The following is a 25029-nucleotide window of genomic DNA, read 5'->3' as shown; positions in this document are numbered from 1 at the left end:
TGAGGGTTGACGGTTGCTGTGGATAAACTCGGCGTGGCGACACGGACCGCATGGTTCGTGTCGCGGGATCGGCAGCGAATTATGGTGCGACAGTACCCATTCGAATGGTTCACGACGATTCCGGGCGGAACGAATCCGCACGCCAGGACGCTGAAACCCCTTGCGGGCAGCACTGTTTCACGGCATGCGGGATCGCACGATACGAACCGAACGGTCGGAGCGCGAACGCGACATGGCATCGACTGCCCCCGGACAGCGTGTCGCGCACACGCACACGCCGCACCATAGCGATCGACGCGACCACAAACCTGGTGTGCCGACCGCGGTCCGGGTTGGGTAGTTTGGACTGGCTGTCCGGATCGAGGTGAGGGATGCGGGATGAATGAGGTTTCGATCGCATGGATCGATGGGGCGATGGTCACCATCGATCAGCGCGCACTGCCACGTGAGCTGCGCGAGCTGCGGATCACCACGGTCGACCAGGTCATCGACGCGATCAAAACACTCGCCATCCGCGGCGCACCCGCCATCGGAGTAGCCGGCGCGTTCGGCGTGGTCCTGGCCGCCCACGCACACACCGGCGATCCCGACACCGTGCGCACCGAAGCCGACCGCATCGCCGCGGCCCGGCCGACCGCGGTGAACCTGGCATGGGGTGTGCGCCGCGCGCTCGCCAAACTGCCACACGGCCCGCAAGCCGTCCTCGACGAGGCACTCGACATGCTCGCCGAGGACGGCCGCGCCAACCGCGCCGCCGCCACCCACGCCGCCGACCTGATCCAGCGACTGTGCCCCGACCGGCCGCTGCGCATCCTCACCCACTGCAACACCGGACGACTCGCGACCACCGCCTTCGGCACCGCCCTCGGCGCGATCCACGTCCTGCACGAGCGATCCGCCATCGACAACGTCCTCGTCGACGAGACCCGGCCACTGCTGCAAGGCGCCCGGCTCACCGCATGGGAACTGGCCGAAGCCGGCATCCCCCACCGGCTCACGATCGACTCCGCCGCCGCCTGGGCCATGGCCACCGGCCGCGTGGACGCCGTGATCGTCGGCGCGGACCGCATCACCGCCGACGGCTCGGTCGCCAACAAGATCGGCACCTACACCCTGGCCCTGGCCGCCCACCACCACCGCATCCCCTTCATCGTCGTCGCCCCCGAATCCACCCGCGACCCCCACACACCCACCGGCGACCGGATCGTGGTCGAGGAACGCGCCGCGATCGAAGTCACCCAGATCGGGGGAGTGGCCACCGCACCGGAGGGCACCGAGGTCTTCAACCCCGCATTCGATGTCACCCCACCCGAACTGGTGACCGCGGTCGTCACCGAAAACGGCGCACTGCCCTCGACATCCCCGCGGTGGGCGGCCGCCGTCGACGGTTCGAGAGCCGCTGGCGCCCACCACGATTCCGACATCGTGCGCACATTGGCACAGCGTGCCGACCAGTACGTCGAAACCGTGGTGCAGAAGACGCGCAAGTTCCTGTCCGAACAGCTCGACACCGAACCCGCGAAACGAGAAATCGCCGAGATCGCCCGCGGGCTCTACACCCGCGGCTGGATGCCCGGGACCGCGGGCAACGTCTCGGTGCGCGCCGCAGGGACCGCGATCGTCACCGGCAGCGGCCTGTCCAAGGGCGAGCTGTCCGCCGCGGACATGGTGACGGTGAATATCGCCGACTCCCAGCCCGTTTCGGGCACGCGACGGCCCTCGGCGGAGACCACCATTCACACCGCCGTGTACCGGGCGACCGGGGCGCAGGCCGTGGTGCATGTGCACCCGCCGCACGCCACCGCGCAGTCGGTGGGCGGGCACGCCACCGTTGCGTCCGCTGGCGTGCCCGCCACTGCCGCGCCTGTAGGTACCCAGTCGGTGCAGGCAGACGCCACCACGCAGCCCGTGGGTGCGCAGACAACCCAGCCCGTAGGCGCGGAGGCCGTGACGACGTCCGGGGGCGCGGAGGCCGATACCGGGCCCGGGGGCGCGCCGCGGGTGCTGCGCTACGCCGGGTACGAGCTCATCAAGGGGCTCGGGGCGACGGAAACCATTGACATACCGGTGTTTTCCAATCACGCTGACGTTCCGCGCATCGGTGCCGATATCGAACGCCATCTGATCGCGCATCCGGATGCGCCGCCGGTCCTGTTCATCGCCGGCCACGGCATCACCGCCTGGGGCGACAGCCTCGCCCAGGCGCGCGATCGCGCCGAATGCCTCGAGGCGATGTGCGAACTGGCGACACTGACCGGTCGCACCACGATCGGATCACACCATCTCGGGTCCGAGGAGGAATCGGAATGACCCTGCTGCAGATCATGGCCGACAACGACGCCGCCGACGTGCGCCTGCGCACCGCCGACCCCGCGGTGATCGGCGCCGAACTGAACCGGCGCGGCATCGTCTTCGACCGCTGGGCCACCGCCGCACTCGACGCGAAGACCCCCACCGACGACCTGCTGGCCGAATACGCCGACCGCATCGGCGAATTGAACGCCGACGGCCGCTACCACCACATCGACGTCGCCCGCATCCACCCCGACGCCGACGATCCCGCATGGCCCGCCAAGGCCATCGCCGCCCGGGAGAAGTTCCTGTCCGAACACCGCCACGCCGAGGACGAGGTCCGCTTCTTCGCGGGCGGACGCGGCTGCTTCTATCTGCACCTGGGCGGTGAAGTCCTCGCGGTCGTCTGCGAGGGCGGGGACCTGGTGTCGGTGCCCGCGGGCACCCGGCACTGGTTCGATATGGGCACCCGCCCCGACTTCGTCGCCGTGCGGTTCTTCGAAGAGGAAGACGGCTGGATCGGCGACTTCACCGGCGACCCCATCGGCCAGAACTTCCCGACCCTCGACGAACTGCTCACCGCGGCATGAGCATCAGGCCCGAAGGAGGCAGCTTGCGTAACCACGCAGGGCCCTGCGAATGCCGAATGGACACAGCATGAGCGGCAGGCCCGAAGCAGGCGGCGTGCGCGCGATCGTCGTCGACATCGAGGGAACCACCAGCCCGACCAGTTCGGTGCGCGAGGACCTCTACGGCTACACCCGGGCACGGCTCCCGCAGTGGCTGGCCGACAATCGCGGCGGCGCGGCCGACGCCGTGCTCGCACAGACTCGCGAACTGGCGCGACGATCCGATGCCGACGAGACCGAGGTGGCCGAGATCCTGCGCGGCTGGCTGAATTCCGATGTGAAGGCACAGCCACTCAAGACCGCCCAAGGCCTGATCTGCGCCGAAGGATTCCGCGACGGCGCCCTACACGGCGAGTTCTTCCCGGACGCACCGCCCGCGCTGCGCGCCTGGCATGCGGCCGGGCTGGCACTGCACGTCTACTCATCGGGTTCGGTACGCAATCAACAGGATTGGTTCGCCCACGCCCGCGGCGGAGAACTGGCCTCACTGATCGGCGACTGGTTCGACCTGAACAACGCCGGGAACAAGCGCGAGCGCGCGTCGTACGAGAAGATCGCCGGAGCCATCGGCCTACCGGGCCAGGAGATCCTGTTCCTGTCCGACCATCCCGACGAGCTCGACGCCGCGGTAGCGGCGGGCTGGTCGGCGATCGGGGTGACCCGACCCGGAGAACCGAATTCCCCTCGGCCGCCGCATCACTGGATCGTTTCGTTCGCCGAGATCGAGCTGTAAGCACACTGCCACGTCAAAGCCGATCGGCAGGAACACTTCGTGCGAGCCCAGACCGAGGTGTGGAACCCGGGCATGCAAGCAGCACCCGACATCCCATCATTTCGTCACTGTGACGTTTAGTAGGCAGGGTTCCGCAGGACAGGGGAGTAGCACTCGGCAACCCAACACTCAGCTACATACTGGCAATCTCACCAAGCGGGGCATCTGGAAGATTTCCGGAGAATCGCAGAAAGACCGAAAAACCTTCAGCACGAAGATGTCTCGCGATCTGCACATCTCAGCAGCACGCCGGACTCACGGCCGAGCACCCGAGCCGCCGCAAGGGGGGTCCGGAGAATCACCAAAGACACTGCACAACAACAACTTCAAGATCACCAACCAGCACCGTTGTTACGCCGATAATCTACATTATGTAAAGTAAACGCTCGCTACCTCCGAACAGCCGCCGCATAAGTCGCTCCCCACTGGTCCAGCCATGCCACAGCCGGTTCGAGCGACTCTCCCAACTCGGTGAGCGAGTACTCGACTCGCGGTGGTACCTCCGGGTAGACATGGCGGTCGATGAGCCCATCGGCCTCGAGCTCGCGCAGCTGCCGGGTCAGAACACGCGGATTGACGGATCCGACCGCTCTACCGAGCTCACCGAATCGGCGTCGACCACCGAGCAGGTTCTTGATGATGGACAACTTCCACGCACCACCGAGCACCGAGACAGCCACCTCGACAGGGCATATCGCCAAAGCGGTCTCCACCGGCTTACGCATTTTTCCCCTCCCACCTCTTCACTTACCTCGCGGTCCCTATACGCCGGAAATGTCAGTACTTGGCACATCAATGACCAGGTACGAAAGTAACCCTGTGACCTCCCCCGGATCAATCTTGTGGATCATCGCCCATCCCGATGCCGACTCCCTGAGCCACTCGCTGTACCGACGCGGCGTAGAACACCTCCGCCACACCGAGAACCACGTCGTCGGTGTAGATCTCTACGCGGCGCGCTGGAATCCTGTTCTGAGCGATGACGATACGAGCGCGGCGACCGGTGCGACCCTGTCCGATCGGCAGCGCCACGCAACGCTGAACCATATGCTGCCCTCCGACGTCACCCAGCAACAACGCCTGGTCGCCGACGCGCGCATAGTCATCGTTCAATTCCCACTCTGGTGGTACGGAATGCCGGCAATCCTGAAAGGTTGGTTCGATCGCGTTTTCACCAACGGATTCGCCTTCGGCCTCCGAGACCGCGACGGCAGAGTCCGTAAGTACGGCGACGGCGGCCTCGCCGGCCGCCGCCTCTTGCCTATCGTCACCGCGGGTGATCGTGCCGATGCGCTCGGGCCCCGCGGGATCAGTGGCGATATCGATGAGATGCTGTGGCCTCTGCTGCACGGCACCGCTCACTACACCGGCATGCTCCCCCTTCGTCCACATCTCATCAGCAGCGCCGATCGCATCGACGACACCACCCACCGCCGACACGTTCGCACGCTGGCCACCCGCCTGGCCACCCTCGACACCGAATCGCCGATCCGCTATCGGTCGCTGCGCGGCGGCGATTACACCGACACCCACCAACTACAACCGCATATCGAGCCGGGACAACGCGGCCTCACCATCCACCGCGTGGACAGCCCGAACTGAGAGGGGCCCGAGAGCCCTCGCCGCTACCCCGATTGCGGACGTTGCCGGACCCCGATCTTGGAGGAAACGCCCGGCGAATTGACCGCAATGGGCGATGCTGTTCGGCAACCGAATGAACCGCGCGGGGGCCTGGCTCGTGTGGGCTCGACTGACCGTACGGAATCGACGAGAGGGCGTCATGAGCAACAGAGCAGCGGCCGCGGTACTGACGGCGACGATGGTGACCGGATTGACCGCGTTGGCCGCGCCCGCGGCGAATGCCGCGTCGGTGTGCGCGGGCGCGGGGCAGCCGACCACGGTGGCGGCCAGTGTGCCGGGCGCGGCGTTCGAGGGATTGACCGTCGACGCGCAGGGCCGTGCCTACACCACCGATCTGGTGACCGGGCGGGTGTACCGGTTCGATGTTCCCGGCGCGGCGCCCGTGGTGGTCGCGACCGTTCCTTCCGGCGGGGCGGGCGGGTTGGCGTGGACGCCGCAGGGTCGGCTGTTGGTGGGTTACGGCGCCGATTCGCGTGTGGCGCTGGGCGATACGCTACGCCAGGCCGGAATCGTGCAGGTGGATCCGGCGACCGGGGCGGTCACGCCGTTCGCGGGCGGTCTCAGTGCCGCCGACGGGCTCGCTGTCGCCGACGACGGAACCGTATACGCCACCAACGATTTCGGTGATCTGGTGGGCCGAGTCTCCCCCAACGGTGCGACCCAGGCCGATTGGGCACATTTCCCCAGCGCCAACGGCGCGGTGCTGGGCAGCGACGACACCTATCTGTATGTTTCGCGCACATTCGTCGATCCCGGGGTCACCCGGATCCCGCTGGCCGATCCGGGCGCCCCGCAGTCGCTGCTGAACCTGTCCGGTGTCGATGCGCTGGCCGCGCCGGACGGTCTGACCCTGGATTCGCGGGACCGCCCGGTGGTGCCGTTCAATCCGTCCGGCACGATCGTGCGCATCGACTCCCCCGGCGCCTACTGTGTGCTGGGGTCGGGCGCCCCACTGACCAGTGTGGTGAGTTACGGCCGTGGCGGCGCGGGCTTTTCGGCGGGACGGTTGTTCGCGGCGACGTTCGCCGGGCTGGTGTACGAGGTTCCCGGTGGTTTCGATCCCGCGGCGAGCGCCGCGGCTCCCGGGCGGTGAGCCCGATCGTGCCCGTGATCCATCGTGGGCGGCAGGTGCGGGGGGTCATCGGTGCTCGGGAACCTACCCGTCGGTGCCGACCGACCAGATGTGCACATGGTCGCAGTCGCAGCGGCGCAGCGAAGGCAGATCGTTGTCGAACAGGGCGACGTCGTCGTGGGCGCGGCGGATGCGGGTGGATACGTCGACCCCTCGGGGGGCGCGCGGGGTGGGAATGGTCAGCGGGGCAGGGAGCGGATGGCGGTGGTGACCGCCGACAGCGCCATCAGGCGGACGGTGTCGACGTGGGCGTTGTGTCGGCCGGTGGCCGCGGCGATGAAACCGTCGCCGTCGAAGCGGGTATGCGGTGGGGTCAGGGCTCGGGACAGGCCGTCGTGGGCGCCCTGGGCGATGATGCGGCATTCGGTTTTGGTGAGGCGCGCGTTGGTGAGGATGACGCCGATGGTGGTGTGGGTGCGGGCGGTGTCGAATTCGAACGGGCGGTTCAGGTGTGCGACCGCGTCCAGGGAGACCTCGCCGCGGCCGTCGTCGATATCGCCGAAGGCGTTGACCGCGCACAGGGCGCCGACCACGACGCCGTCCAATTCCTTTTCCGCATAGGCGATTCCGCCGGGGCGGCGTTGTTCGGGGCCGCGCCACTGCGACACGTATGCCCCCGTGCCGGCGCCGATGCGTCCGGACAGGAGCTGTCCCGCGGCGGCGGATCGGGCTGCGGCGTAGCCGTGTTCGGCGGTGGGCCGGGCGGCGGGATCGCCCGCGGCGAGGTCGAACAGCGCCAGGGTGGGCACGATCGGCACGTTCCCGGCGGGGGTGGGCACGCCGCGTCCGGCCTGTTCCAGATAGCGCATCACCCCGTCGGCGGAGGCCAGGCCGAAGGCCGAACCTCCGGTCAGCACTACGGCATCCACGGTCGTGACGGCCTTGTCGGGGGCCAGCGCGTCCAGTTCGCGGCTGGCGGGGGCGCCGCCGCGCACCTCGCAGGAGGCGACGGTCCTTTCGGGCAGCAGCACGACCGTGCATCCGGTCTCCCCCGTGGTGTCGGTCCAATGCCCGACCCGCACTCCGGCTATTCCCATGGTCATATCGGTGGCCTCCCCGTCATCGAATTCGCCTGTCCCGCAGGCGGTGCCGAATTCCTACCGTGGTGGGAACAGGTACGCGTGCGCCGCGTGCACCAGCTCGGTCAATTCCTTGCCGTCGCGATCGTCCAGGGCGGCGAAGGCGGGGGCGATGAGGGTGTCGGTCACGATTTCGGCCTCCTCCCAGTGCCCGCGGATCTCGGGGGTGATCTCCTCGAACGGTTCGGGCCAGCCGAACAGCTTCGCCTGGGTGACACCGTCATTGAACGGTGATCCGCTGATGAGCACCGCCTGCACCGGCGTCAGCCCGCCCGCGGTGACCGCGATCAGATGCAGGCCGCCGCGCAGCTCCCGCAGCACATGCATCAACTGCAGCACCCGGGCGGGCGCGTCGGCGGGCAGCGGCAGCGCCCGCCAGCCCGCGAACAGCGGCACCCCGGGCACGGTCGCGGTCACCGCGACCGCCTCGAGCAGGTCGGCCAGTCGCGCGGCCTGCTCGAACCCGCCCAGTTTGCGGCGCCCGAATTCCTGCACGACGGTCAGGTAGCCCGCGGCGGCATCGGTGGCGGGCAGTGCTACCGATTCCCATGCGCGGCGGACGGTTTCGGGGGCGAGGAAGCCGAATGCGGCGGTCACCACGTCGGCGTCCACGTCGCCGAGCACGCCGCCGCGGCCGCGGGTATAGGGTCCGAGGAAATCGCCGACGCCGGTGCTCACGGCGAAGGCCTTGGCCTCGCGCGAGAACATGAACGACCCGCCGATATGCTGGATCTGTGTCTTGACCGCTGCAGGCACCGACACGGTCAACCCCTTTCTCTCGGAACCATATTCGCGCCGAGCATATCCCGCTATCCTTCGCTGAGACCAGGCCGGAAATCCTCCCCATTCGGGCGCACGAGAATGTCGCCGGGATGTAACGGCTGGTCCGAACCGCCGATTACCTGCTCGAGGAATGTCATATCCTCGGGGCCGGGCCCGGGACACCACAGCTTCGAAGCGAGCGACGATGGATCATGACCTCGGCGCGACCGCACCCGACCCCGGTGCCGACCGCGCTCTGGCGACGCGAACCGCGCTGACAACCCTTGTCGCCCAATTCGCGCGACACTGGCAACTGTCCGGCGAACCTCCCGACCTGTCCGCGCACCTGCCCACCGAGCCGGCACTGCGGCGCAGTGCGCTCATCGAACTGATCAAGGTCGACCTGCACGAGCGCTGGCAACGCGACAGCGGTGCCCTGCGCCTGGCCGACTACCGCGACCGCTTCCCCGAACTGGCCACCGACCCGCTACCGCCGGATCTGGTCTTCGAGGAGATCACCGCCCGCAGCCGCCGCGACGATATCGACCTCGCCGAATACGAGCACGACTATCCGACCCAAATGGCGCGCATCACCGAACAATTCGACGACACCGGCGAACTCACCCGGGGCGTGCGCTCGACCGTGCTGGCCGACCCCACCGCCCTGGACGCCCTCGATACCATCAATCCCGGCGCCACCGTCGACGACTTCGATCTGCTGCTGCCGCTGGGTCAGGGCAGCTTCGCGCGGGTGTTCCTGGCCCGGCAGCGCTCCCTGTCCCGGCTCGTCGCGGTCAAGATCTCCCACGACCGCGGCACCGAACCACAGACCCTGGCCCAGCTCGACCACGACCACATCGTGCGCGTGTTCGACCAACGCCAGATCACCGAGCAGCGCCTGAAACTGATGTACATGCAGTACATTCCGGGCGGCACCCTGCTCGGTGTGCTGCGACTGCTGCGCCGCACCCCCGCCGATCACCGCGACGGCACCCTGCTGCTCGAGGCCACCGACGCCGCCGCCTCCACCGGCGGGGTCTTCGAACCGCAACCATCGGCGGCCCGCACCCAACTCGAACGGCTCAGCTGGCCCGAAACCGTCGCCTGGCTCGGCACGCGCCTGGCCACCGCCCTGGACTACGCCAACGGCCGCGGCGTCCTGCACCGCGACATCAAACCCGCCAACGTGCTGCTCACCGCCGACGGCCAACCCAAACTCGCCGACTTCAACATCAGCTTCAGCCGACATCTGCCCGGCGCCAACCCTGTTGCCTACTTCGGCGGCTCACTGCCCTACATGTCCCCCGAACAGCTCGCCGCCTGCCACCCCACCCTCGACGCCAGCGCCGCCGACCTCGACACCCGCAGCGACCTCTACGCCCTGGCGGTCGTGCTGTGGGAACTACTCACCGGCCGAGTCCCCTTCGACGACGAACCCGGCGCGGGCGAATCCGAGAAATCCCTGCAGGCCATGATCGATCGCCGCCGCCGCGGCATCGCCCCGCGCGTGGAGGCCCACCTGCCCGCCGACACCCCCGCGGTCCTGCGGCACGCGCTGCTGACATGCCTGTCCCCCGATCCGGCCGACCGCTACCCCACCGGCGCGGCCTTGGCCCACCAGCTCGAACTCAGCCAGGACCGCATCGCCCGCGATCTGGTCGACCCGCCCGCGCATACGTTGCGCGCCCGGCTGCGCAATCGGCCCGTGCCCGTGGTCATCCCGTCCAGCCTGTTCGGTCAACTGCTGGCCGCGCTGTATCTGATGGCCCACGACCTGAAGCTGATTCGCGGGGTTTTCGGCCCGGCGGCCACCGGACAGCTGGAACGGCTCGCCCTGCTGATCATCGTCATCGCCTACCCCATCGCCATCGCGGTGCTGTTGTATTGGTGCCGGGCAATGTTTCTGGTACCCAACGGCTTACGCCACGGCAGACAATTCGACCCCGCCACCCTGGCACGCGCCCGCGCCGACACCCTCGCCTGCGGCGACCGCATCGCGGTGGCCACCTTCGCCGGTTGGGTCGCCGCGCTGCTGGTGTTCCTGGTGAAACTGCAGTCGCTGGGCAGCCTGCCGGTCGCCCTGATCATCGACCTCATCGGCTCCTATCTCATCGCCGCCGCGGTCGCGGTCGTCTACACCTACTTTCCGGTGACCTTCTTCGGATTGCGCTGGTACTACCCCGGATTGGTCGCCGCCGGGCACACTACGCCCGCCGACGCGATCCCGATGCGCCGCCTCGTGCGCCGCATCCGCGTATATCTCGGTGTGGCCGCCTCGGTTCCGCTGATCGGCGTGCCCACCGGACTGATCTTCCTCCACCCGAGCCAACAGCAGACCGTCATCGGATCGATCGTCGGCCTCTGTGTCGGAGGGCTTTTCGGATTCGTCGTGGCATTGCGCACCTTCTACGCCCTCGAATCGGATCTGAGCGCCCTGGACCGGATCATCAGCGCCCGATAGCGCACCGCCCGCCGACAACGCGTGACGGTCGTACGTTCAAGATCGTCTACGCTCGAGCTGGTGCTAGGACATTCACATGCGACCAGTGGGGCGCTGGCCTGGGCGGGAGCCGCTGCCGCGCTACCACTTTCGGTGCTCACCTTCCCCGCCCTGCAATACGGGCATCTGGGCACCGTCGATCTGCTCATGGGGACCTTCCTCACCGCCGGCGCCGCACTGCTCCCCGACGCCGACCACCCCAACGGCACCATCTCGCATGTGCTGGGCCCGATCTCGCACGCCGCCTGCAAACTCATCGCCACCGTCTCCGGCGGCCACCGCCACGCCACCCACTCCCTGGCCTTCGTCGTCGCCATCGCCTACGGCACCTGGGCCGGAGAACACTGGCTCGGCCGCTGGTTCACCCTCGGACTCGTCTTCTTCCTCCTCGCCCTCGCCTTGCGCGCCCTCAACCTGTGCCCTCCCGGCACCGGACCCCGCTCCTACTTCTCCATCACCGTGCTCGCCGTCGCGGGCACCTTCGCCATGGACCAGTGGATCTCCGACAAACCCTCCTGGCTACCGTTCTCCGTCGGCCTCGGCGCCCTGGCCCACCTCATCGGCGACTGCCTCACCGACCGCGGCTGCCGCCTGCTCTGGCCGCTGAAGATCCGAACCCGCGTCCCGATCATCGAACGCACCGGCAACAGGCTCGAAACCTGGATCCTGTCACCGCTTTTCGTACTCGGCACCCTCGCCGCGCTCTGGTACATCATCACCCACCAGCCCTAACAGGGCCACCGCATCACGATCCGGACCGCTCGAGGCGGCCTGGAACACCACCAACCGCTGACCGCCGGGCGCGGTGAGAATCTCCGAAGTCAACGCCAACCGGCCCACCGCCGAATTGCGGAACACCCACCGCGCCCCGCGCTTGGTGCGCACCTCGTAATGCGCCCACAACCGCGCGAACTCCGCGCTGGCCGCACACAATTCCTCCGTGAGCGCGGCCAGCGCGGCCGAGGACGGATCCGTACCCTGCACCACCCGCAGCTGCGCCACTCAATCGGGTGGCGAGTTGCACTTCCGGCACATGTTGTCGCTGTGCCCCTTCCGCCATAGCTACCGCGATCTCCTGGCCCTCTCCTCGCTCCAGTGCCCTATGGCCCAGCCTGGATCGCGTGCAGATCGACGATGACCGGCTGGAACTCGTGCCCCGTGACGATCGCCTCCGGTCGGCCCTGGCGGCACGCGTGCGCGCGGGCGCAGACCGGCGGCGGCGATCAGGCGCACATCCTGATCGCTCTCCCCGAACACTCGCGCACCGAGGGCGGGTTGAGGATCCGCTTTGGTGAGGACCATCGCCGGGCCTGTTCAGCGGTGACGACGAACGCGCGGCCGCTCGGACCAAGGGCGCCAACCGCCAGTGCTTGCCTGCTGCGCCGCGACGCGTGGATTACAAGTCCGTATGACGTATGACGGGGCTTGTGGCAGCCCAGGCAGTCGCAGGACTGCCCGGAATCTTTTCAATCAATTGTCCGAATTTTCCCGAAATGACCGATCCCGCGTGGCGCCCATGCGATTGAAAACCATAATGTGTTCAGCACTGCTACCCTCGCAATCAAGTGCATAATCGAATGGTGGTGAGGGCGATATCGCAGAGGCTTGTCCCAGATGACCTGTGGGAACTCATAGAAACCGACCTTCCGGAATTCTCCAAACGGACGCAAGGCGGCGGAACTTCCCCACTCAACCAACGGCTGGTACTAACCGCAATCGTCTATGTCCTCACCACAGGATGCCCTTGGAAGTCTCTACCAAATACTTTCGAGGTTTCGGCATCGACCGCTCATCGCAGGTTCACGGCCTGGAGCGAAGCGGGCCTATGGGAACGGGTATCCGACCTGGCAGAGCGTTGTGCGGACCCCTGCCTGAAGTCGTGGATTCGAGACATTGCAACCGCCGGGCCATCGAGATACAACGACCATGTCATGCCTGCGACATGGGATCTCTCGACAGGAATCTGAGCGGGACATTGTCTATTGCAGTGGTTACACATCGCTTGTTAACCTCGCGAACGCATCGATTCATCACACCCAGAGGACTGCGATGACAAGCAACTTTCGTACCGAGGCAAGAGATGTGACACCGCAGTTGGCTTCGGAATGGCTGGAGCGGAACACCGGCAATCGCCCTCTCAGCAGAATGATGGTCGTACAGCTTGCGGGCGCCATCCAGCGCGGCGAATGGCTGCACACGCACCAGGGCATAGCGTTCGACACCAACGGAGTCCTGATCGACGGGCAGCATCGGCTTGCCGCAGTAGTGCGATCCGGCGTGACAGTGCGCATGCAAGTAACGTTCGACGTACCGCCTGCCACCTTTTCCGTGGTAGACACAGGACGCAAGCGTTCGGCGAGGGATATTCTAAGCCTCAGTGGCGAGGAGAACGCTTCATATCTCGCATCTGCGCTGCGCGTGCACTACCTATATTCTCACAACCCAAATGCAGTATGGGTCGGAACCGTATCGATGGTCACCAACGAACAGATCATAGAGTTCCTCCAGACGCACCCCGAGATGCGGGACTCGGTAGCGCTGGGCAGGACGTTGAACAAGGCATTCCGAATCCTGGTTCCCGCGGCAGCCGTGGGTTACTATCTCACAAAGACACGTCGCCCCGATATTGATCAGACCACGTGGATCGACGGGCTGGAATCAGGTGCCCACCTGGCCGAAGGAGATCCGCGCCTGATGCTAAGGAATGTCATCCTTCGCACAAGTGCCGGAAAATCTGCAACCAAGGCAGACGGGTCCCGAAATCAGCTTCACCTGTACCTGAAGGCATGGAATGCATGGGTGATCGGCGGCCAGTTCCGTCAGCTGAATATCAAGGCAGGCGAGGCGATGCCCGCCATTTCCACCAAGAAGTGGAACCCGAATCGCCCGACTGGCAGCGTAGAGCAGGAACTATTGCTGTAGCGGCCTTCTGGCCCACACCAGCGACAGACTCAGCGCCCCTCGAGGTTTACCCCGGTTTGATGGACTGAACCGTCAGGGGTTGGGGCCGCTTCTTCCTAGTAGAAGATGGTTCCCATCATGTCGAAGCGTTACCCGCCCATGGTCCGTGAGAAGGCCGTGCGTCTGGCTCTCGAGCGTCTCGATGAGTACGGATCTCCGTATGCCGTAGCGCAGGCCATCGCACCGTTGGTGGATGTGCATTACGAGACCTTACGGATCTGGATCAAGAAGGCCCTGGCCGAGGGGGCCCAGCCGGGCAAGCAAGCAGCAACCTCGGGATTGTCGCCGGCCGCGCGTGACGAGTTGCAGAAACTGCGGAGGGAGAACCGAGACCTCAAGCAGACCAACGAGATCCTGAAACTGGCCTCGGCCTTCTTCGCGCGGGAACTCGACCCGCGACACCCCTGATCGTCGGTTTCATCGACGAATACAGCCAGGTCTACGGCATCGAGTCGATCTGCCGCGCACTGTCCGCGTACGAGGTACAGATCGCCCCCGATCTGAAACGACCTCGCGGGCGATGCCAAAACCGAACGTCTCACCGCCATGGCCGCCAAACTCCCCGGCGGCCGCGTCGGCCACCCCGACGATATCGCCGCCGCCTTCCACGCCGTCATGACCAACGAATTCATCACCGGCACAGTCGTTCACGTCGACGGCGGCCACCGCCTGGTCTAGCCGCGAGTGGCTTCGGCTACTCTTCCTCGAGCACGAGGGACGGAGGAATTGATGTCGGAACGGGAAGAACTCACCTGGGAGCTGTTCGGCACAGCGAGCAGGGAACTGGCCGAACAAGTGGCCGCGGACGACTTCGAACCCGACCTCATCCTGTCCATCGCACGAGGCGGGCTGTTCGTCGCCGGCGCCCTCGGCTACGCGCTGGACGTGAAGAACCTCCACGTCATGAACGTCGAGTTCTACACCGGCATCGACCAGCGCCTCGACATGCCGGTCATGCTGCCGCCCGTCCCATCGGCCGTGGACCTCGCCGGCGCGCGCGTCCTGGTCGCCGACGACGTCGCCGACACCGGCGCGACCCTCAAACTCGTGCGCGACTTCTGCGCCGACAAGGTCGCCGAGGTCCGCTGCGCGGTCGTCTACCAGAAACCGCGCTCCGAGGTCGACTGCGAATACGTGTGGAAACACACCGACCGCTGGATCAACTTCCCCTGGTCGGTGCTGCCACCGGTCATCAACCGCAAGCCCCGCGTACTCGAGGCGTAATACGGCGCGAAGCCCCGGCCATACCGGCCGGGGCTTCGCACTGTCACCGCGAGAAAGGGCCCGCCGCAACGACTACGGCGGCCAGGGCCGCGCGTACTCAGACCAGCTGAGCCGACACGATCGTGATCGGCTCCACCGGCACATCACCGTGGCCCGCCTTCGACGTCGTCTTCACGCCGTTCAGCGCGTCCACGACATCGGTACCGGCCGAGACCTTGCCGAAAACCGCGTAACCCCAACCATCCTGGCCCGGGTAGTTCAGGAAATCGTTGTTGCCGGTATTGATGAAGAACTGCGCACTCGCCGAATGCGGATCCGACGTCCGGGCCATCGCCACGGTGTACTTATCGTTGCGCAGGCCGTTGGCGGCCTCGTTCTCCACCTTCTTCGGGGCCGGCTTCTGCTGCATCTCCGCGGTGAACCCACCGCCCTGCGCCATGAATCCGGAAATGATGCGATGGAAGATCGTGCCATCGTAGTGGCCCGACTTCACGTACTCGACGAAGTTCGCCACCGTCTTGGGCGCCTTGGCTTCGTCCAACTCCAGGGTGATATCCCCCGCTGACGTATTCAACAGCACTGTGGTCATTCGGACATCGTATGTGCCCGGTCTTCCGCCGCCGCAGGCCCCTGGGACCCACCCGCGCAGCCCCTTATGGCAATTGGTGATCGGTGTGTTGGTGAGGTTCGTGTGGAGGTGATGCGACATAAGGTTGCAGGTGTCCAAACCATGCATTGATACGCATATCGCCATTTCCTACTGAGTATTACTTCCGGCTCACTGTTCGTACAGCTCCAGCGGCAGGTCATCGGGGTCGAAGAAGAACGTGAACCGCTTCCCGGTGAACTCGTCGACCCGGACCTCCTCGGTTCGCACTCCCCTACCCCGTAGCTCCCGCAGCGCCTCCCCCACATCGGCCACCACGAACGCCAGATGCCGCAGCCCGCACGCCTCGGGCCGCGACGGCCGCGCGGGCGGGTCGGGGAACGAGAACAGCTCTACCTGCGATCCATCCGGCAACGCCAGATCCAGTTTGTAGGAATCCCGTTCCGCCCGATAGTTTTCCGCCACGATGCGAAACCCCAGCACCTCGGTATAGAACGCCTTGGAGACCGCATAGTCCGACGCGATGATCGCCGCATGATGTATCCGCTGCACCTGCATTGACCCGAGGTTAGCCGACCCGCCACACGCTCCTTACTTCCCCGCGCGGGCCTATCGAGCGCGCAGCCTGCGCACATGCCGCAGCTGCAGCTCGCCCGCGCGAGTGAGGAAGTCGGTGATCAGACCCAGCGCGCCCGCGGTCGCATCCGACCGCGGGCGCGCTGCTCCCCCCTGGTCCTGGCTTGTTTGTGGACGCACCTCGACCGAGACGAGTCTGTTCGACATGAAGGCAATACATTGTTAGATGCGCATATCTACATTGCGATATGGTCACAACGCGGGAGGATGTTCAGGCGGAACGGATCCTTATCCGGCCATCGCACGCGCCGCATCGAGGGTCATTGCCCGATATGATCCCCCGAACAGCACGACGTGCACCAGCAGCGGATACAGCTGATGCAGCGGAATGCGTTGCCGCCAGCCCTCTTTCAGCGGTGCGGTCTCCTGATACGCGGCCAGGATGCGGTCGAGATGTGGGGCGCCGAACAGGGTCAGCATGGCCAGATCGGTTTCGCGGTGGCCGCCGTGCGCGGCGGGGTCGATGAGCCTCGCGCCTTGCGCGGTCCAGCGGATATTGCCTGACCACAGGTCGCCGTGGATGCGCGCGGGCGGTTCGGGCGGACCGGATAGGGCGTCGATTCCGGTGATGACGCGGTCGATCAGGCGCACGCCCTCCTCCCCCAGCGTCGGTGCGGCCAGGCACAGCAGCGGGGTCAGGCGATGCTCGGCGTACCAGCTCCCCCACTCCCCTGTGTGCTGTGAATTGTCCTGTGGGAGTGAGGCGATGAATCCGGGCCACGGTGCGCCGAAGGATTCGGGTGTGCGCGCGTGTAACTCGGCCAGCGCATGGCCTAGCCGGTCGGCCGCCGACGTGGTGGGTGCGGTCTCGGGCAGCCACGGCAGGATCAGGGTCGTCGCGTCGGCCGCCAGCAGCTCGGGGATCAGGCCATCGATGTCGCCCTCCCCCAGCCAGCGCAGGCTGGCCGCCTCGGCGGTCAGTGCCGGGCCCGCATCCGAGAGCCGGTGCGGGTCCAAGGTTTTGACGAAGATGTCGCGGCCGTCGGCCAGCCGGGCGCGGTGCAGGGTCCAGGCGTGGCGGTGCCCGAGGTCGGTGACGGCGGACATGGGAGTGCCGAGTAGGGCCCGCAGCCGGGGCGCGAGATCGCTCATTGCTCCGATTGTGCTCGGTGACGGAGGAATTCGGCGGTGGCGGGGTCGGCGGGGAAGAACGATTCGATGGCCAGTTCGGCGACGGTGATGTTCATCGGGGTACCGAAGATGGTCATGGCGCTGAGGAAGGCCAGTTCGGTTCCGTTGTGGCGCAGGCGGAGTGGGACGACGGCCTGTTCGGGTTCAGGGAGGCCGGGTGGCTGCTCGCCGCCGGGGTAGTCGCACAGTTCGCGATGCAGTGCGGCGAGTTCGGTGGAGCCGGAGATCTCGATCTGGCGTTGCAGGCGTTCGAGCAGGTGGCCGCGCCATTCGGCGAGGTTGGCGATGCGGGGGGCCATGCCCTCGGGGTGCAGGCTCAGGCGTAGCGCGTTGACCGGTGGGGTGAGTAGTTCGGCGGGGATGCCATCGAGGAACAGGCCGATACCGCGGTTGGAGTCGACCATGTTCCAGTTCATATCGACCGCCAGGGCCGGGAACGGTTCGTGACCGGTGAGGATCTGCGCGAGAGCGGTGCGTACGGAGGCCATCTGCGGGGTGTCGAGGGCGGGTTCGGCGTAGACGGGTGCGTAGCCGGCGGCCAGCAGTACTCGATTGCGTTCGCGGAGCGGGATTTCCAGGTGTTCGGCCAGGTGCAGGATCATCTGACGGCTGGGGGTGGCGCGCCCGGTTTCGATGAAGCTGAGGTGGCGGGCGGAGGTTTCGGCGCGCCCGGCCAGTTCGAGCTGGCTGAGGCGGCGGTTGACCCGCCAGTGGCGAATCAGATGGCCGGCGTTCTGGGTTGGCACGTGGTCGATCGTACGGAGCGGTGGTGGGCGCGACGATTACTCGCGAGGTAATGATTCGGCGGGTCCGAGCAGGTCCCAGCGGTTGCCCGCGATGTCGAGAAAGACGGCGACGCGGCCGTAGGGTTCGTCGCGTGGGGCGGTGACGAATTCGATGCCGCGGTCGGTCATTCGGCGATGGGCGGCGTCGAAGTCGTCCACACGCAGGAAGAAGCCGACTCGGCCCGCGGTCTGGTTTCCGACTGTGGTGGTTTGCCGGTCGCCGTCGGCGCGGGCGAGCAGGATGCCGGTGTGCGCGTGGGGCGGGCGGACGACGATCCAGCGTTTGGGGCGGCCGTCGGTGGTGTGGGCGGGTGAGTCCTCGACGAGGTCGAAGCCCGAGCCGGTCGACGAAGAATGTGAGGGCGGGGTCGTATTGGTCGACGATGAGGGTGACGAGTTCGAGGTGCACGTGGCCGACGGTAGCCGGTGCGGTCTGATGGTCGGTGGCCGTGGAGAGGTTCGCCGATATCCGGTGGGGCACAGTATCGTTCGTCGTGTTGTTCCCGATACCGTCGACGCCGCTAGGGTATTCCCTGGGCTGCCCGGTCGAAGGAACCGCGTGCCGATTGCGTAGCGCGTTCGCCCGCGCCCGAGGGGTACTGCCGATGGCATCGCCGAAACTGCCGCTTCGCTGGGGCGTCAACCTTCCGCTTCCTGCTGTGGCGTTGCGAGAACACCGGGAAACCGTGCAGGCGATGCCGGATTTGGGATATTCCGACGTGTGGACGGGTGAAGGCGGTGTGATCGATGCGTTTACCCCGTTGGCCGCCGCGGCGGCGTGGCAGCCCCGGCTGCGCGTCGGTGTCGGGGTCGTTCCCGCGCAAACCCGCGGCACCGGTGTGCTCGCCTACACGGCTGCGGGGTTGGCCGAACTGGCGGGCGGAGGTGTCGTGCTCGGGGTGGGTTCCTCGGTCCCGGAGCATGTGACGACTCTCAACGGGATCCCCCACCGCGCGCCGCTGGATACTGTGCGGCGCACGGTCGGTGCGGTGCGACCTTTGCTCGCCGAGTGCGGTGCGAAGGTCATTGTGGGTGCGTTGCGGCCGCGGATGCTGCGGTTGGCCTATGAGGAGGCCGATGGTGCGATCTTGAATCTGCTCACCGATGATGATGTGCCGGAGGTCATCGCTGCGGCCGGTGGGCCTTTTCCGGATCGGGAGACCGTGGTGAAGCTGTTCGTCTGTCCCACGACCGATGCGGATGCGGCGCGGCGGGCGGGTCGTGGCTTCCTCGGCTGGATTCTCAATCAGGAGCCTTATCAGGCGTTCCATGCGTGGCGCGGGCGTGGGGAGGCGCTGCGGGCCTCCTCCGAGTTGTTCGCCGCGGGTGATCGGCTGCGGGCCGCGCAGGCGTTACCGGACGAGTTGATCGATCGGTTGTGGTTGCACGGTAGTCCGGCCGAACTGCGAGAACGCATCCTGCGCTATCTGCATCCTGGTGTCACGACGGTGGTGCTGGCCGTGGCCCTCACTCCGGAACTGGCTGCCGCACCGGGCGGACTGCCTCGGCTGCTGGCCGCGTTGCGTCCCGGGGATTGATCGAGGGATCTCGAATTCGCCCGACACACTCGCGCCGACAGCGGCCGCACGATCGGCGCGACCCCGCCGATATCGGGAAGGTGAAGGTGATCACCCACCGGGTGTCGGTGATCGTTGGGGGCCACGGTGTTCGGGTAGGGGTCGGGTGGGGGGCTGTGCGGGTGGCAGGACAGCGGCGGGGGGATCTGGCATGGTGTTGGGGTATGAGGACGATCCTGATCACGGGGGCGACATCAGGCATCGGGCTGGCGGCGGCGCGGCAGATCGCGGCGGGGGGCGGGCGGCTGGTGCTGGTGGGTCGTAATCCGGAGAAGTTGGCGGTGTCGGCGGAGCGGGTGCGGGCGGCGGGGGCCGGGGCGGTCGATACGGTGGAATGTGATGTGGCGGCGCAGGATTCGGTGCGGCGGCTGGCCGGGGAGGTGTTGGACCGGTATGAGCGCATCGATGTGCTGGTCAACAATGCGGGTGGGTTCTTCCTGGGGCGGTCGGAGACGGTCGACGGAGTGGAGTCGACGTTCGCGACCAATCATCTGGGTGGGTTTCTGCTGACGGAGTTGTTATTGGATCGGTTGGTGGCGAGTGGGTCGGCGCGGATCGTGTTCACCTCGTCGGTGATGCATTTCGGGGCGACGATGGATTTCGAGGATCCGGGTTTTCGGCGGGGGTATTCGGGGCAGAAGGCCTACAGCCGGTCGAAGTTGGCGAATGTGCTGTATGCGCGGGCGTTGTCGCGGCGGTTGGCGGGGACGGGGGTGACGGCGAACGCGTTTCATCCGGGGGCGGTGGCGACGGGGATCTGGGATGCGGCGCCGTGGTTCGCGCGGCCGGTGATGGGGGTGGTGAAGCGGATCTTCATGGTGTCGTCGGAGGAGGGTGGGCAGCGGTTGACGTATCTGGCGACGGATCCGGATCTGGGTGCGGTGACCGGATGCTATTTCCAGGGTGATCGGGTGAAGGCGCCGTCGCGGGTGGCGCAGGATGATGCGGTGGGTGATCGGTTGTCGGCGGTGAGTGCGGAGTTGGTGGGGTTGCCCGCGCGGTCGCGGTAGCTGGCACACTCGGTGGGTGAATTCCGTTCGCACCGAGCTGTTTGCGGAGATCGAGCCGGTTGACCGAGGCCTGCTCGAGGTGGGTGATGGGCAGCGGATCCAGGTGTGGTCGTCGGCGCGGTGGCGGATCATCGAGGATTCCGGACATACGGGGAGTCCGGCGATGGGGCAGGCGATTCGGGCGGGGCTGACCGGGGAGAGTCGGCGTGCCGGGGGCGGTGGGCGGAGCTATGGTGGCGTACGTGTCGTTGGTGCAGTGGGGACTCGATCGATTGCCGGGGTCGTATCGCGATGTGTTGCTTCGGCATCAGGAGTTGTTGAAGTTCGCGGCGGTGGGTGCGGCGACCTGGTTCGTGGATACGGGGATCGTGTATGCCCTGAAGTTGACGGTGTTGCAGGACAAGCCGTTGACGGCGCGGGCATTCGGGGTGTTGATCGCGACGATCGCGTCCTATGTGCTGAATCGGGAGTGGTCGTTCAGTGCGCGTGGCGGGCGGCAGCGTCATCATGAGGCGGCGTTGTTCTTCGCGGTGAGCGGGTTGGCGATCGTGGTGACGTTGATTCCGCAGGCGGTGTCGCTGTATGTGTTCGATATCCGGGTGCCGCGGGTGAGTGCGCCGACGCAGGCGTTGGCGAACTTCGTGTCGGGGCAGATTCTGGGTGTGTTGCTGGCGATGGTGTTCCGGTTCTGGGCGCTGCGGCGGTATGTGTTTCCGAAGGATTTGCGCGAGGCGGAGTTGGAGATTCTCTGACGTCGCGGCGGGACGGGGTGGGTGGTCATCGGGTGCGGGCCAGGGTCCAGCTTTGCCAGCGATGGTCGGTGGCGCGGGCCCGGATCGGGTCGAGCAGTTGGGTGCGCAGGGGTTCGGGGAGCCGGTCGGCGGCGGGGACGATATCGGCGGACAGACCGCTGAGGTAGCCGATATCGAGGTCCTTGCCCGCCTGCCAGCGGTCGATGTTGCGGTCGGCGACAAGGCGTTCGGGGTCGGCGGCGGCCAGCAGCAGCAGGGTGAGTGCGGCGGTGGCGACGGCGGCGCGGGGCAGCCAGGCGCGGCGCAGTCCGATCAGGGCGGTCAGGATCATCAGATACAGCAGGGTGATCCAGATTTCGCAGGCCGAGACGAGCAGGCGCAGCACGGTGAAGCCGTAGGCCTGCTGGTAGGTCCACATGCGCGACAGGGCCGAGGCGACGATGGTGAGGGTGAGTGCGCCGAGGCCGCCCAGCAGTGCGCGCAGCCAGAGTCGTTGGGCGGCGGTGTCGGTGGCGGCCCAGCGCAGCACGGCGGCGATGACGGCGAGGGTCAGGATGCCCACGGCGGACAGTTGCCAGAAGCCGCTGCGGGCGTATTCGGCGTAGGTGAGTCCGGCGGTGCGCTGGACGTAGTCGCCGCCGCCGAACAGGGCGGTGAGCTGGACACCGACGAACAGGGCGAACAGGGTGGTGAGCGCGCCGACGGGCAGGGCCCATTCGCCGGTGCGCCAGCGCAGTGCGCGCGGAGCGGGGGTGGTGTCGGCGGCGACGGGCGGGGCGGCCAGCAGATACAGCGATCCGGCGGTGATCGCGGCGACGAGCACGCCGACGACGATCCAGCGCGTCACCGAGGAGGCGTCGGATTCCGGGGCGACCGAGCGCAGTAATCGAGCGAACAGTGCGTCCCCACCCGCCAGCAGTGGAACGAAGATCAGCAGCAGTCCGGCGGTCGCGGCGAGGGAGATCCCGAGCCGGGCGCGGGTGGCCGCGGCCCTGCCGGTGTGGTGGCCCAGTCCTCGAATCAGCCAGGGCGGCATGGTCAGTGCCGACAGCGGCACGGCAAGCACGTCGAACCACAGTCCGGTCGCCGAGCGCCGCCCGACGAGGGTGATCGAGGCGGTGGTGAGCGCGGCGAGCAGGCAGCAGGCGAACAGCCAGCCCGACGCGCGGATCACCCCGACCGACAGCAGCGCCACGGTCAGTGCGGCCCACCACCAGCGGGCTCGATAGGGGTGTCGGACGCGGGATTCCATGGCCTTGCCCGGTGCGGCGGGTGTGCGGCGGGCCAGGTGGTCCACCGCTGCGATCGCGGCGGTGGTGATCGCGGCCGCGAGGAACCAGCCGATCCCCGGACTGTCGAGGGGAATGAGCACGGCGCCCGCGACCGCGCTGACGACCATGGCGGACACGACACCGCGCGGAAAGACGACCTGCGCCGAGCGCGGTGGAAACGGCCGCGGCGCGGCGGGATTCGGTGTGATCGGTGCGGTGGCCGGGTTACCGGAAGCCGGGTCGGCCTGCGCGCGAACGGCGGCGGAGTCCGATGCGGCTGGGGCGGACTCGGCGAGGCCGTGGTCGGCTGCGGGGCCGGTGGTGACGGCGGCGACCGTATCGAACGCGCGCTGGGCGGGGTTCCCGGGCGTCACGGGTGTCGGGTCGGGTTCGGTGGGCATGGCAGGGCTCCTGAGGGTGTGCGGGATCGACCCGGGGACCAGGGCACGGTCCGGGTTGCGGGGGAAGGGCTTTCAGTGGTGAGGCAGGGTGAGGCGGATGCGGGAGCCGGGGTCGGTGACGGCGATGGCGCCGCCGTGCAGTTCGACGATCCAGCGGGCGATGGCCAGGCCCAGGCCGGTGCCGCCGCCGTCGGCGCGACCGCCACGGGTGAAGCGTTCGAAGACGCGGTCGCGTTCGGCGGGTGGGATGCCGGGGCCCTGGTCGTGAACCTCGAGCAGGGTATGGCCGGGGCCCTGGTCGGCGTGCAGGGTGACGGTGCCGCCGGTCGGGCCATGGCGGGCGGCGTTGTCGAGCAGGTTGAGCAGGACCTGATGCAGCCGCGCGCGGTCGCCGTGCACGATGAGCCCGGGGCGCAGGTCGGTGGCGAAGCGGACACCGCGGCCCAGCACGGCGGCGGTGACCTCGGCCTCGGCGATGACCTCTGTGATCAGATCCGCGACGGGGATCGGTTCGCGGTCCAGGACGACCGCGCCGGCTTCGATGCTGGACAGCTCGAGCAGTTCCGATACCAGCAGTCCCAGTCGTTCGGTCTGGGCCAGGGCGGTGCGCAGTGTCGCCGGATCGGGGCGGGACACTCCGTCGACGAGGTTTTCCAGCAGTCCGGTCAGCGCGGTGATCGGGGTGCGCAGTTCATGGGAGACGTTGGCGATGAAGTCGCGGCGCTGTTGATCGGCGGTGGCGAGGTCGGCGGCCATCCGGTTGAAGGCCTGCGCGAGGCGGCCGACCTCGTCGCGGGAGGTGGCGCGCACGCGCAGCGAGTAGTCGCCGTGGGCCATGCGCGCGGCGGCGGCGGTCATCTCTCGCAGCGGGCGGGTGATGCCGTGGGCGAGGAATTGGGAGGTGATCAGGGCGATCAGCAGCGCTGCCAGGGTGGTGCGCGGCGGCAGCCAGCCGATTTTCAGGCTGAAGAATCCGAAGGCCAGCGCGCCCGAGCACACCATCAGGATGGCGAGTTTCAGTTTGATCGAGCGCACCGGATCCAGCGGGCGCGGCAGGCGCCAGGCGGTGTTCATCGGACCTCCAGGGCGTAGCCGACACCGTGCACGGTGCGGATCAGGTCGGCGCCGAGTTTGCGGCGCAGCGCCTTGATATGGCTGTCGACCGCGCGGGTGCCCGAGGCGTCGGTCCAGCCCCACACCTGGTCGAGCAGCCGTTCGCGCGGATGTACCGCGCGGGGGCGGCGCGCCAGATACACCAGCAGATCGAATTCCAGTGGGGTGAGCTGGGTTTCGCGCTCGGCCCGCCATACCCGGCGCTGATCGATGTCGATGCGCAGCTGCCCGACCACGACGGTGGCGGCGGGTTCGGCGCTGCGGTCCACGCGGCGCAGCAGGGCGTGCACGCGGGCGGTGAGTACGCGCATGGAGAACGGTTTGGTCAGATAGTCGTCGGCGCCGACGCCGAGGCCGATCAGCAGGTCGGTTTCGTCGGCGCGGGCGGTGAGCATCAGCACCGGCATCGGCCGCCGCGCCTGCACGCGGCGGCACACCTCGAGTCCGTCGAATCCGGGCAGCATCACATCGAGCACCATCAGGTCGGGCTGTTCGGTGTCGGCGGCGGTGACCGCGGCCGGGCCGTCGCAGGCGACGGTGACGGCGAATCCCTCGGCGCGCAGGCGAGCCGCGACCGATTCGGCGATCGTGGGCTCATCCTCGACCACCAGGATGCGTCGGGCCCGGGTCGGCTGCGGCATCGGTTCCATGCCACTGACCTTAGGCAACGCCGGTGGAGATGGTTCGCGGCAGTTGTGGAGATCTCGTGTGCACGCCCAGGATGCGAACACGGCGCGGACGCGAATACGATTAC

Annotated in this window: 28 protein-coding genes; 15 read left to right on the top strand and 13 right to left on the bottom strand. The window is 67.3% G+C overall.

The window, feature by feature from the left end; genetic code table 11:
- Positions 1–378: 378 nt before the first annotated feature.
- The 3 genes from mtnA to mtnC all read left to right on the top strand — a co-directional run bounded on the left by mtnA (position 379) and on the right by mtnC (position 3654).
- Positions 379–2310, top strand: a complete 1932-nt coding sequence (mtnA, locus tag ACIA76_RS27470; RefSeq protein WP_397155533.1) for an S-methyl-5-thioribose-1-phosphate isomerase — start codon at positions 379–381, stop codon at positions 2308–2310.
- Positions 2307–2882 (top strand): 1,2-dihydroxy-3-keto-5-methylthiopentene dioxygenase, encoded by a 576-nt coding sequence (locus ACIA76_RS27465; RefSeq protein WP_397155531.1) that lies wholly within the window; start codon positions 2307–2309, stop codon positions 2880–2882. The genes mtnA and ACIA76_RS27465 overlap by 4 nt, the downstream gene beginning before the upstream one ends.
- A gap of 67 nt (positions 2883–2949) precedes the next feature.
- Positions 2950–3654, top strand: coding sequence for an acireductone synthase (mtnC, locus tag ACIA76_RS27460; protein WP_397155529.1), 705 nt, complete (start codon positions 2950–2952; stop codon positions 3652–3654).
- A 428-nt stretch (positions 3655–4082) separates the two neighbouring features.
- On the opposite strand, the gene ACIA76_RS27455 is transcribed toward mtnC, so the two are convergent.
- Positions 4083–4418 carry a winged helix-turn-helix transcriptional regulator gene (locus ACIA76_RS27455; RefSeq protein WP_397155527.1) on the bottom strand — a complete coding sequence of 112 codons (336 nt, stop codon included), beginning with the start codon at positions 4416–4418 and terminating at the stop codon, positions 4083–4085.
- Here ACIA76_RS27455 and ACIA76_RS27450 point away from each other — a divergent pair.
- Together ACIA76_RS27450 and ACIA76_RS27445 are read left to right on the top strand one after the other, a co-directional pair.
- Positions 4330–5295, top strand: a complete 966-nt coding sequence (locus ACIA76_RS27450; protein ID WP_397155525.1) for an NAD(P)H-dependent oxidoreductase — start codon at positions 4330–4332, stop codon at positions 5293–5295. The genes ACIA76_RS27455 and ACIA76_RS27450 overlap by 89 nt on opposite strands.
- Before the next feature lie 178 nt (positions 5296–5473).
- On the top strand, positions 5474–6427 hold the full coding sequence (locus ACIA76_RS27445) for an SMP-30/gluconolactonase/LRE family protein (RefSeq protein ID WP_397155523.1): 954 nt from the start codon (positions 5474–5476) through the stop codon (positions 6425–6427).
- Positions 6428–6645: 218 nt separating this feature from the next.
- Here ACIA76_RS27445 and ACIA76_RS27440 read toward each other — a convergent pair whose 3' ends face one another.
- A complete protein-coding gene (locus tag ACIA76_RS27440) occupies positions 6646–7509 on the bottom strand; it encodes a P1 family peptidase (protein WP_397155521.1) in 864 nt (287 codons plus the stop codon).
- A 54-nt stretch (positions 7510–7563) separates the two neighbouring features.
- On the bottom strand, positions 7564–8307 hold the full coding sequence (locus ACIA76_RS27435) for a hypothetical protein (RefSeq protein WP_397155519.1): 744 nt from the start codon (positions 8305–8307) through the stop codon (positions 7564–7566).
- A gap of 205 nt (positions 8308–8512) precedes the next feature.
- Here ACIA76_RS27435 and ACIA76_RS27430 point away from each other — a divergent pair, with 205 nt between their 5' ends.
- On the top strand, positions 8513–10768 hold the full coding sequence (locus tag ACIA76_RS27430; RefSeq protein ID WP_397155517.1) for a serine/threonine-protein kinase: 2256 nt from the start codon (positions 8513–8515) through the stop codon (positions 10766–10768).
- 60 nt (positions 10769–10828) lie between these two features.
- Positions 10829–11539 carry a metal-dependent hydrolase gene (locus ACIA76_RS27425; RefSeq protein ID WP_397155515.1) on the top strand — a complete coding sequence of 237 codons (711 nt, stop codon included), beginning with the start codon at positions 10829–10831 and terminating at the stop codon, positions 11537–11539.
- Here ACIA76_RS27425 and ACIA76_RS27420 read toward each other — a convergent pair.
- The gene (locus ACIA76_RS27420) at positions 11477–11809 is read right to left on the bottom strand and encodes a hypothetical protein (protein ID WP_397155514.1); all 333 of its coding nucleotides are present in this window, start codon (positions 11807–11809) and stop codon (positions 11477–11479) included. The two genes, ACIA76_RS27425 and ACIA76_RS27420, sit on opposite strands and share 63 nt — an antisense overlap.
- 575 nt (positions 11810–12384) lie before the next feature.
- Between ACIA76_RS27420 and ACIA76_RS27415 the strand changes: the two genes are divergently transcribed.
- The 5 genes from ACIA76_RS27415 (at position 12385) to ACIA76_RS27395 (ending at position 14992) form a co-directional block, all read left to right on the top strand.
- Positions 12385–12774 carry a transposase gene (locus ACIA76_RS27415; protein ID WP_397155512.1) on the top strand — a complete coding sequence of 130 codons (390 nt, stop codon included), beginning with the start codon at positions 12385–12387 and terminating at the stop codon, positions 12772–12774.
- A gap of 115 nt (positions 12775–12889) precedes the next feature.
- Positions 12890–13729, top strand: coding sequence for a hypothetical protein (locus ACIA76_RS27410; protein WP_397155510.1), 840 nt, complete (start codon positions 12890–12892; stop codon positions 13727–13729).
- Between the two features lie 117 nt (positions 13730–13846).
- On the top strand, positions 13847–14176 hold the full coding sequence (locus tag ACIA76_RS27405; RefSeq protein ID WP_397155508.1) for a transposase: 330 nt from the start codon (positions 13847–13849) through the stop codon (positions 14174–14176).
- A gap of 138 nt (positions 14177–14314) precedes the next feature.
- Complete coding sequence (locus ACIA76_RS27400) at positions 14315–14446, top strand: hypothetical protein (RefSeq protein ID WP_397155506.1); 132 nt, start codon at positions 14315–14317, stop codon at positions 14444–14446.
- A 48-nt stretch (positions 14447–14494) separates the two neighbouring features.
- A complete protein-coding gene (locus ACIA76_RS27395; protein ID WP_397155504.1) occupies positions 14495–14992 on the top strand; it encodes a phosphoribosyltransferase in 498 nt (165 codons plus the stop codon).
- Positions 14993–15089: 97 nt separating this feature from the next.
- On the opposite strand, the gene ACIA76_RS27390 is transcribed toward ACIA76_RS27395, so the two are convergent.
- The 6 genes from ACIA76_RS27390 to ACIA76_RS27365 all read right to left on the bottom strand — a co-directional run bounded on the left by ACIA76_RS27390 (position 15090) and on the right by ACIA76_RS27365 (position 18763).
- A complete protein-coding gene (locus tag ACIA76_RS27390; RefSeq protein ID WP_397155502.1) occupies positions 15090–15581 on the bottom strand; it encodes a peptidylprolyl isomerase in 492 nt (163 codons plus the stop codon).
- Between the two features lie 189 nt (positions 15582–15770).
- Positions 15771–16157: a VOC family protein gene (locus tag ACIA76_RS27385; RefSeq protein ID WP_397155501.1), complete on the bottom strand. Its 387-nt coding sequence runs from the start codon at positions 16155–16157 to the stop codon at positions 15771–15773.
- 51 nt (positions 16158–16208) lie between these two features.
- Entirely contained in the window at positions 16209–16382 is a 174-nt protein-coding gene (locus tag ACIA76_RS27380) for a hypothetical protein (protein ID WP_397155499.1), read from the bottom strand.
- 81 nt (positions 16383–16463) lie between these two features.
- Positions 16464–17327: a fructosamine kinase family protein gene (locus ACIA76_RS27375; protein ID WP_397155497.1), complete on the bottom strand. Its 864-nt coding sequence runs from the start codon at positions 17325–17327 to the stop codon at positions 16464–16466.
- Entirely contained in the window at positions 17324–18112 is a 789-nt protein-coding gene (locus ACIA76_RS27370; protein ID WP_397155496.1) for a helix-turn-helix domain-containing protein, read from the bottom strand. Before ACIA76_RS27370 ends, ACIA76_RS27375 begins: the two co-directional genes overlap by 4 nt.
- A gap of 36 nt (positions 18113–18148) precedes the next feature.
- Positions 18149–18763, bottom strand: coding sequence for a VOC family protein (locus tag ACIA76_RS27365; RefSeq protein WP_397155494.1), 615 nt, complete (start codon positions 18761–18763; stop codon positions 18149–18151).
- Here ACIA76_RS27365 and ACIA76_RS27360 point away from each other — a divergent pair.
- The 3 genes from ACIA76_RS27360 to ACIA76_RS27350 all read left to right on the top strand — a co-directional run bounded on the left by ACIA76_RS27360 (position 18757) and on the right by ACIA76_RS27350 (position 21490).
- Positions 18757–19689 (top strand): LLM class flavin-dependent oxidoreductase, encoded by a 933-nt coding sequence (locus ACIA76_RS27360; protein WP_397155492.1) that lies wholly within the window; start codon positions 18757–18759, stop codon positions 19687–19689. The genes ACIA76_RS27365 and ACIA76_RS27360 overlap by 7 nt on opposite strands.
- A 203-nt stretch (positions 19690–19892) precedes the next feature.
- Positions 19893–20738: an SDR family oxidoreductase gene (locus ACIA76_RS27355; protein ID WP_397155490.1), complete on the top strand. Its 846-nt coding sequence runs from the start codon at positions 19893–19895 to the stop codon at positions 20736–20738.
- Between the two features lie 242 nt (positions 20739–20980).
- Positions 20981–21490 (top strand): GtrA family protein, encoded by a 510-nt coding sequence (locus ACIA76_RS27350; RefSeq protein ID WP_397155488.1) that lies wholly within the window; start codon positions 20981–20983, stop codon positions 21488–21490.
- Positions 21491–21515: 25 nt separating this feature from the next.
- Here the strand turns inward: ACIA76_RS27350 and ACIA76_RS27345 are convergent, their stop codons facing one another.
- The 3 genes from ACIA76_RS27345 to ACIA76_RS27335 form a co-directional block, all read right to left on the bottom strand.
- Entirely contained in the window at positions 21516–23162 is a 1647-nt protein-coding gene (locus ACIA76_RS27345; RefSeq protein WP_397155486.1) for a DUF4153 domain-containing protein, read from the bottom strand.
- Positions 23163–23234: 72 nt separating this feature from the next.
- A complete protein-coding gene (locus ACIA76_RS27340; RefSeq protein ID WP_397155484.1) occupies positions 23235–24236 on the bottom strand; it encodes an ATP-binding protein in 1002 nt (333 codons plus the stop codon).
- Complete coding sequence (locus tag ACIA76_RS27335; RefSeq protein ID WP_397155482.1) at positions 24233–24925, bottom strand: response regulator transcription factor; 693 nt, start codon at positions 24923–24925, stop codon at positions 24233–24235. The genes ACIA76_RS27340 and ACIA76_RS27335 overlap by 4 nt, the downstream gene beginning before the upstream one ends.
- Positions 24926–25029: the final 104 nt, after the last annotated feature.

Origin of the sequence: Nocardia sp. NPDC051570, assembly GCF_044454005.1 — a bacterium.
Lineage (GTDB): Bacteria > Actinomycetota > Actinomycetes > Mycobacteriales > Mycobacteriaceae > Nocardia.
This window is presented reverse-complemented; position numbering and strand designations above follow the sequence as displayed.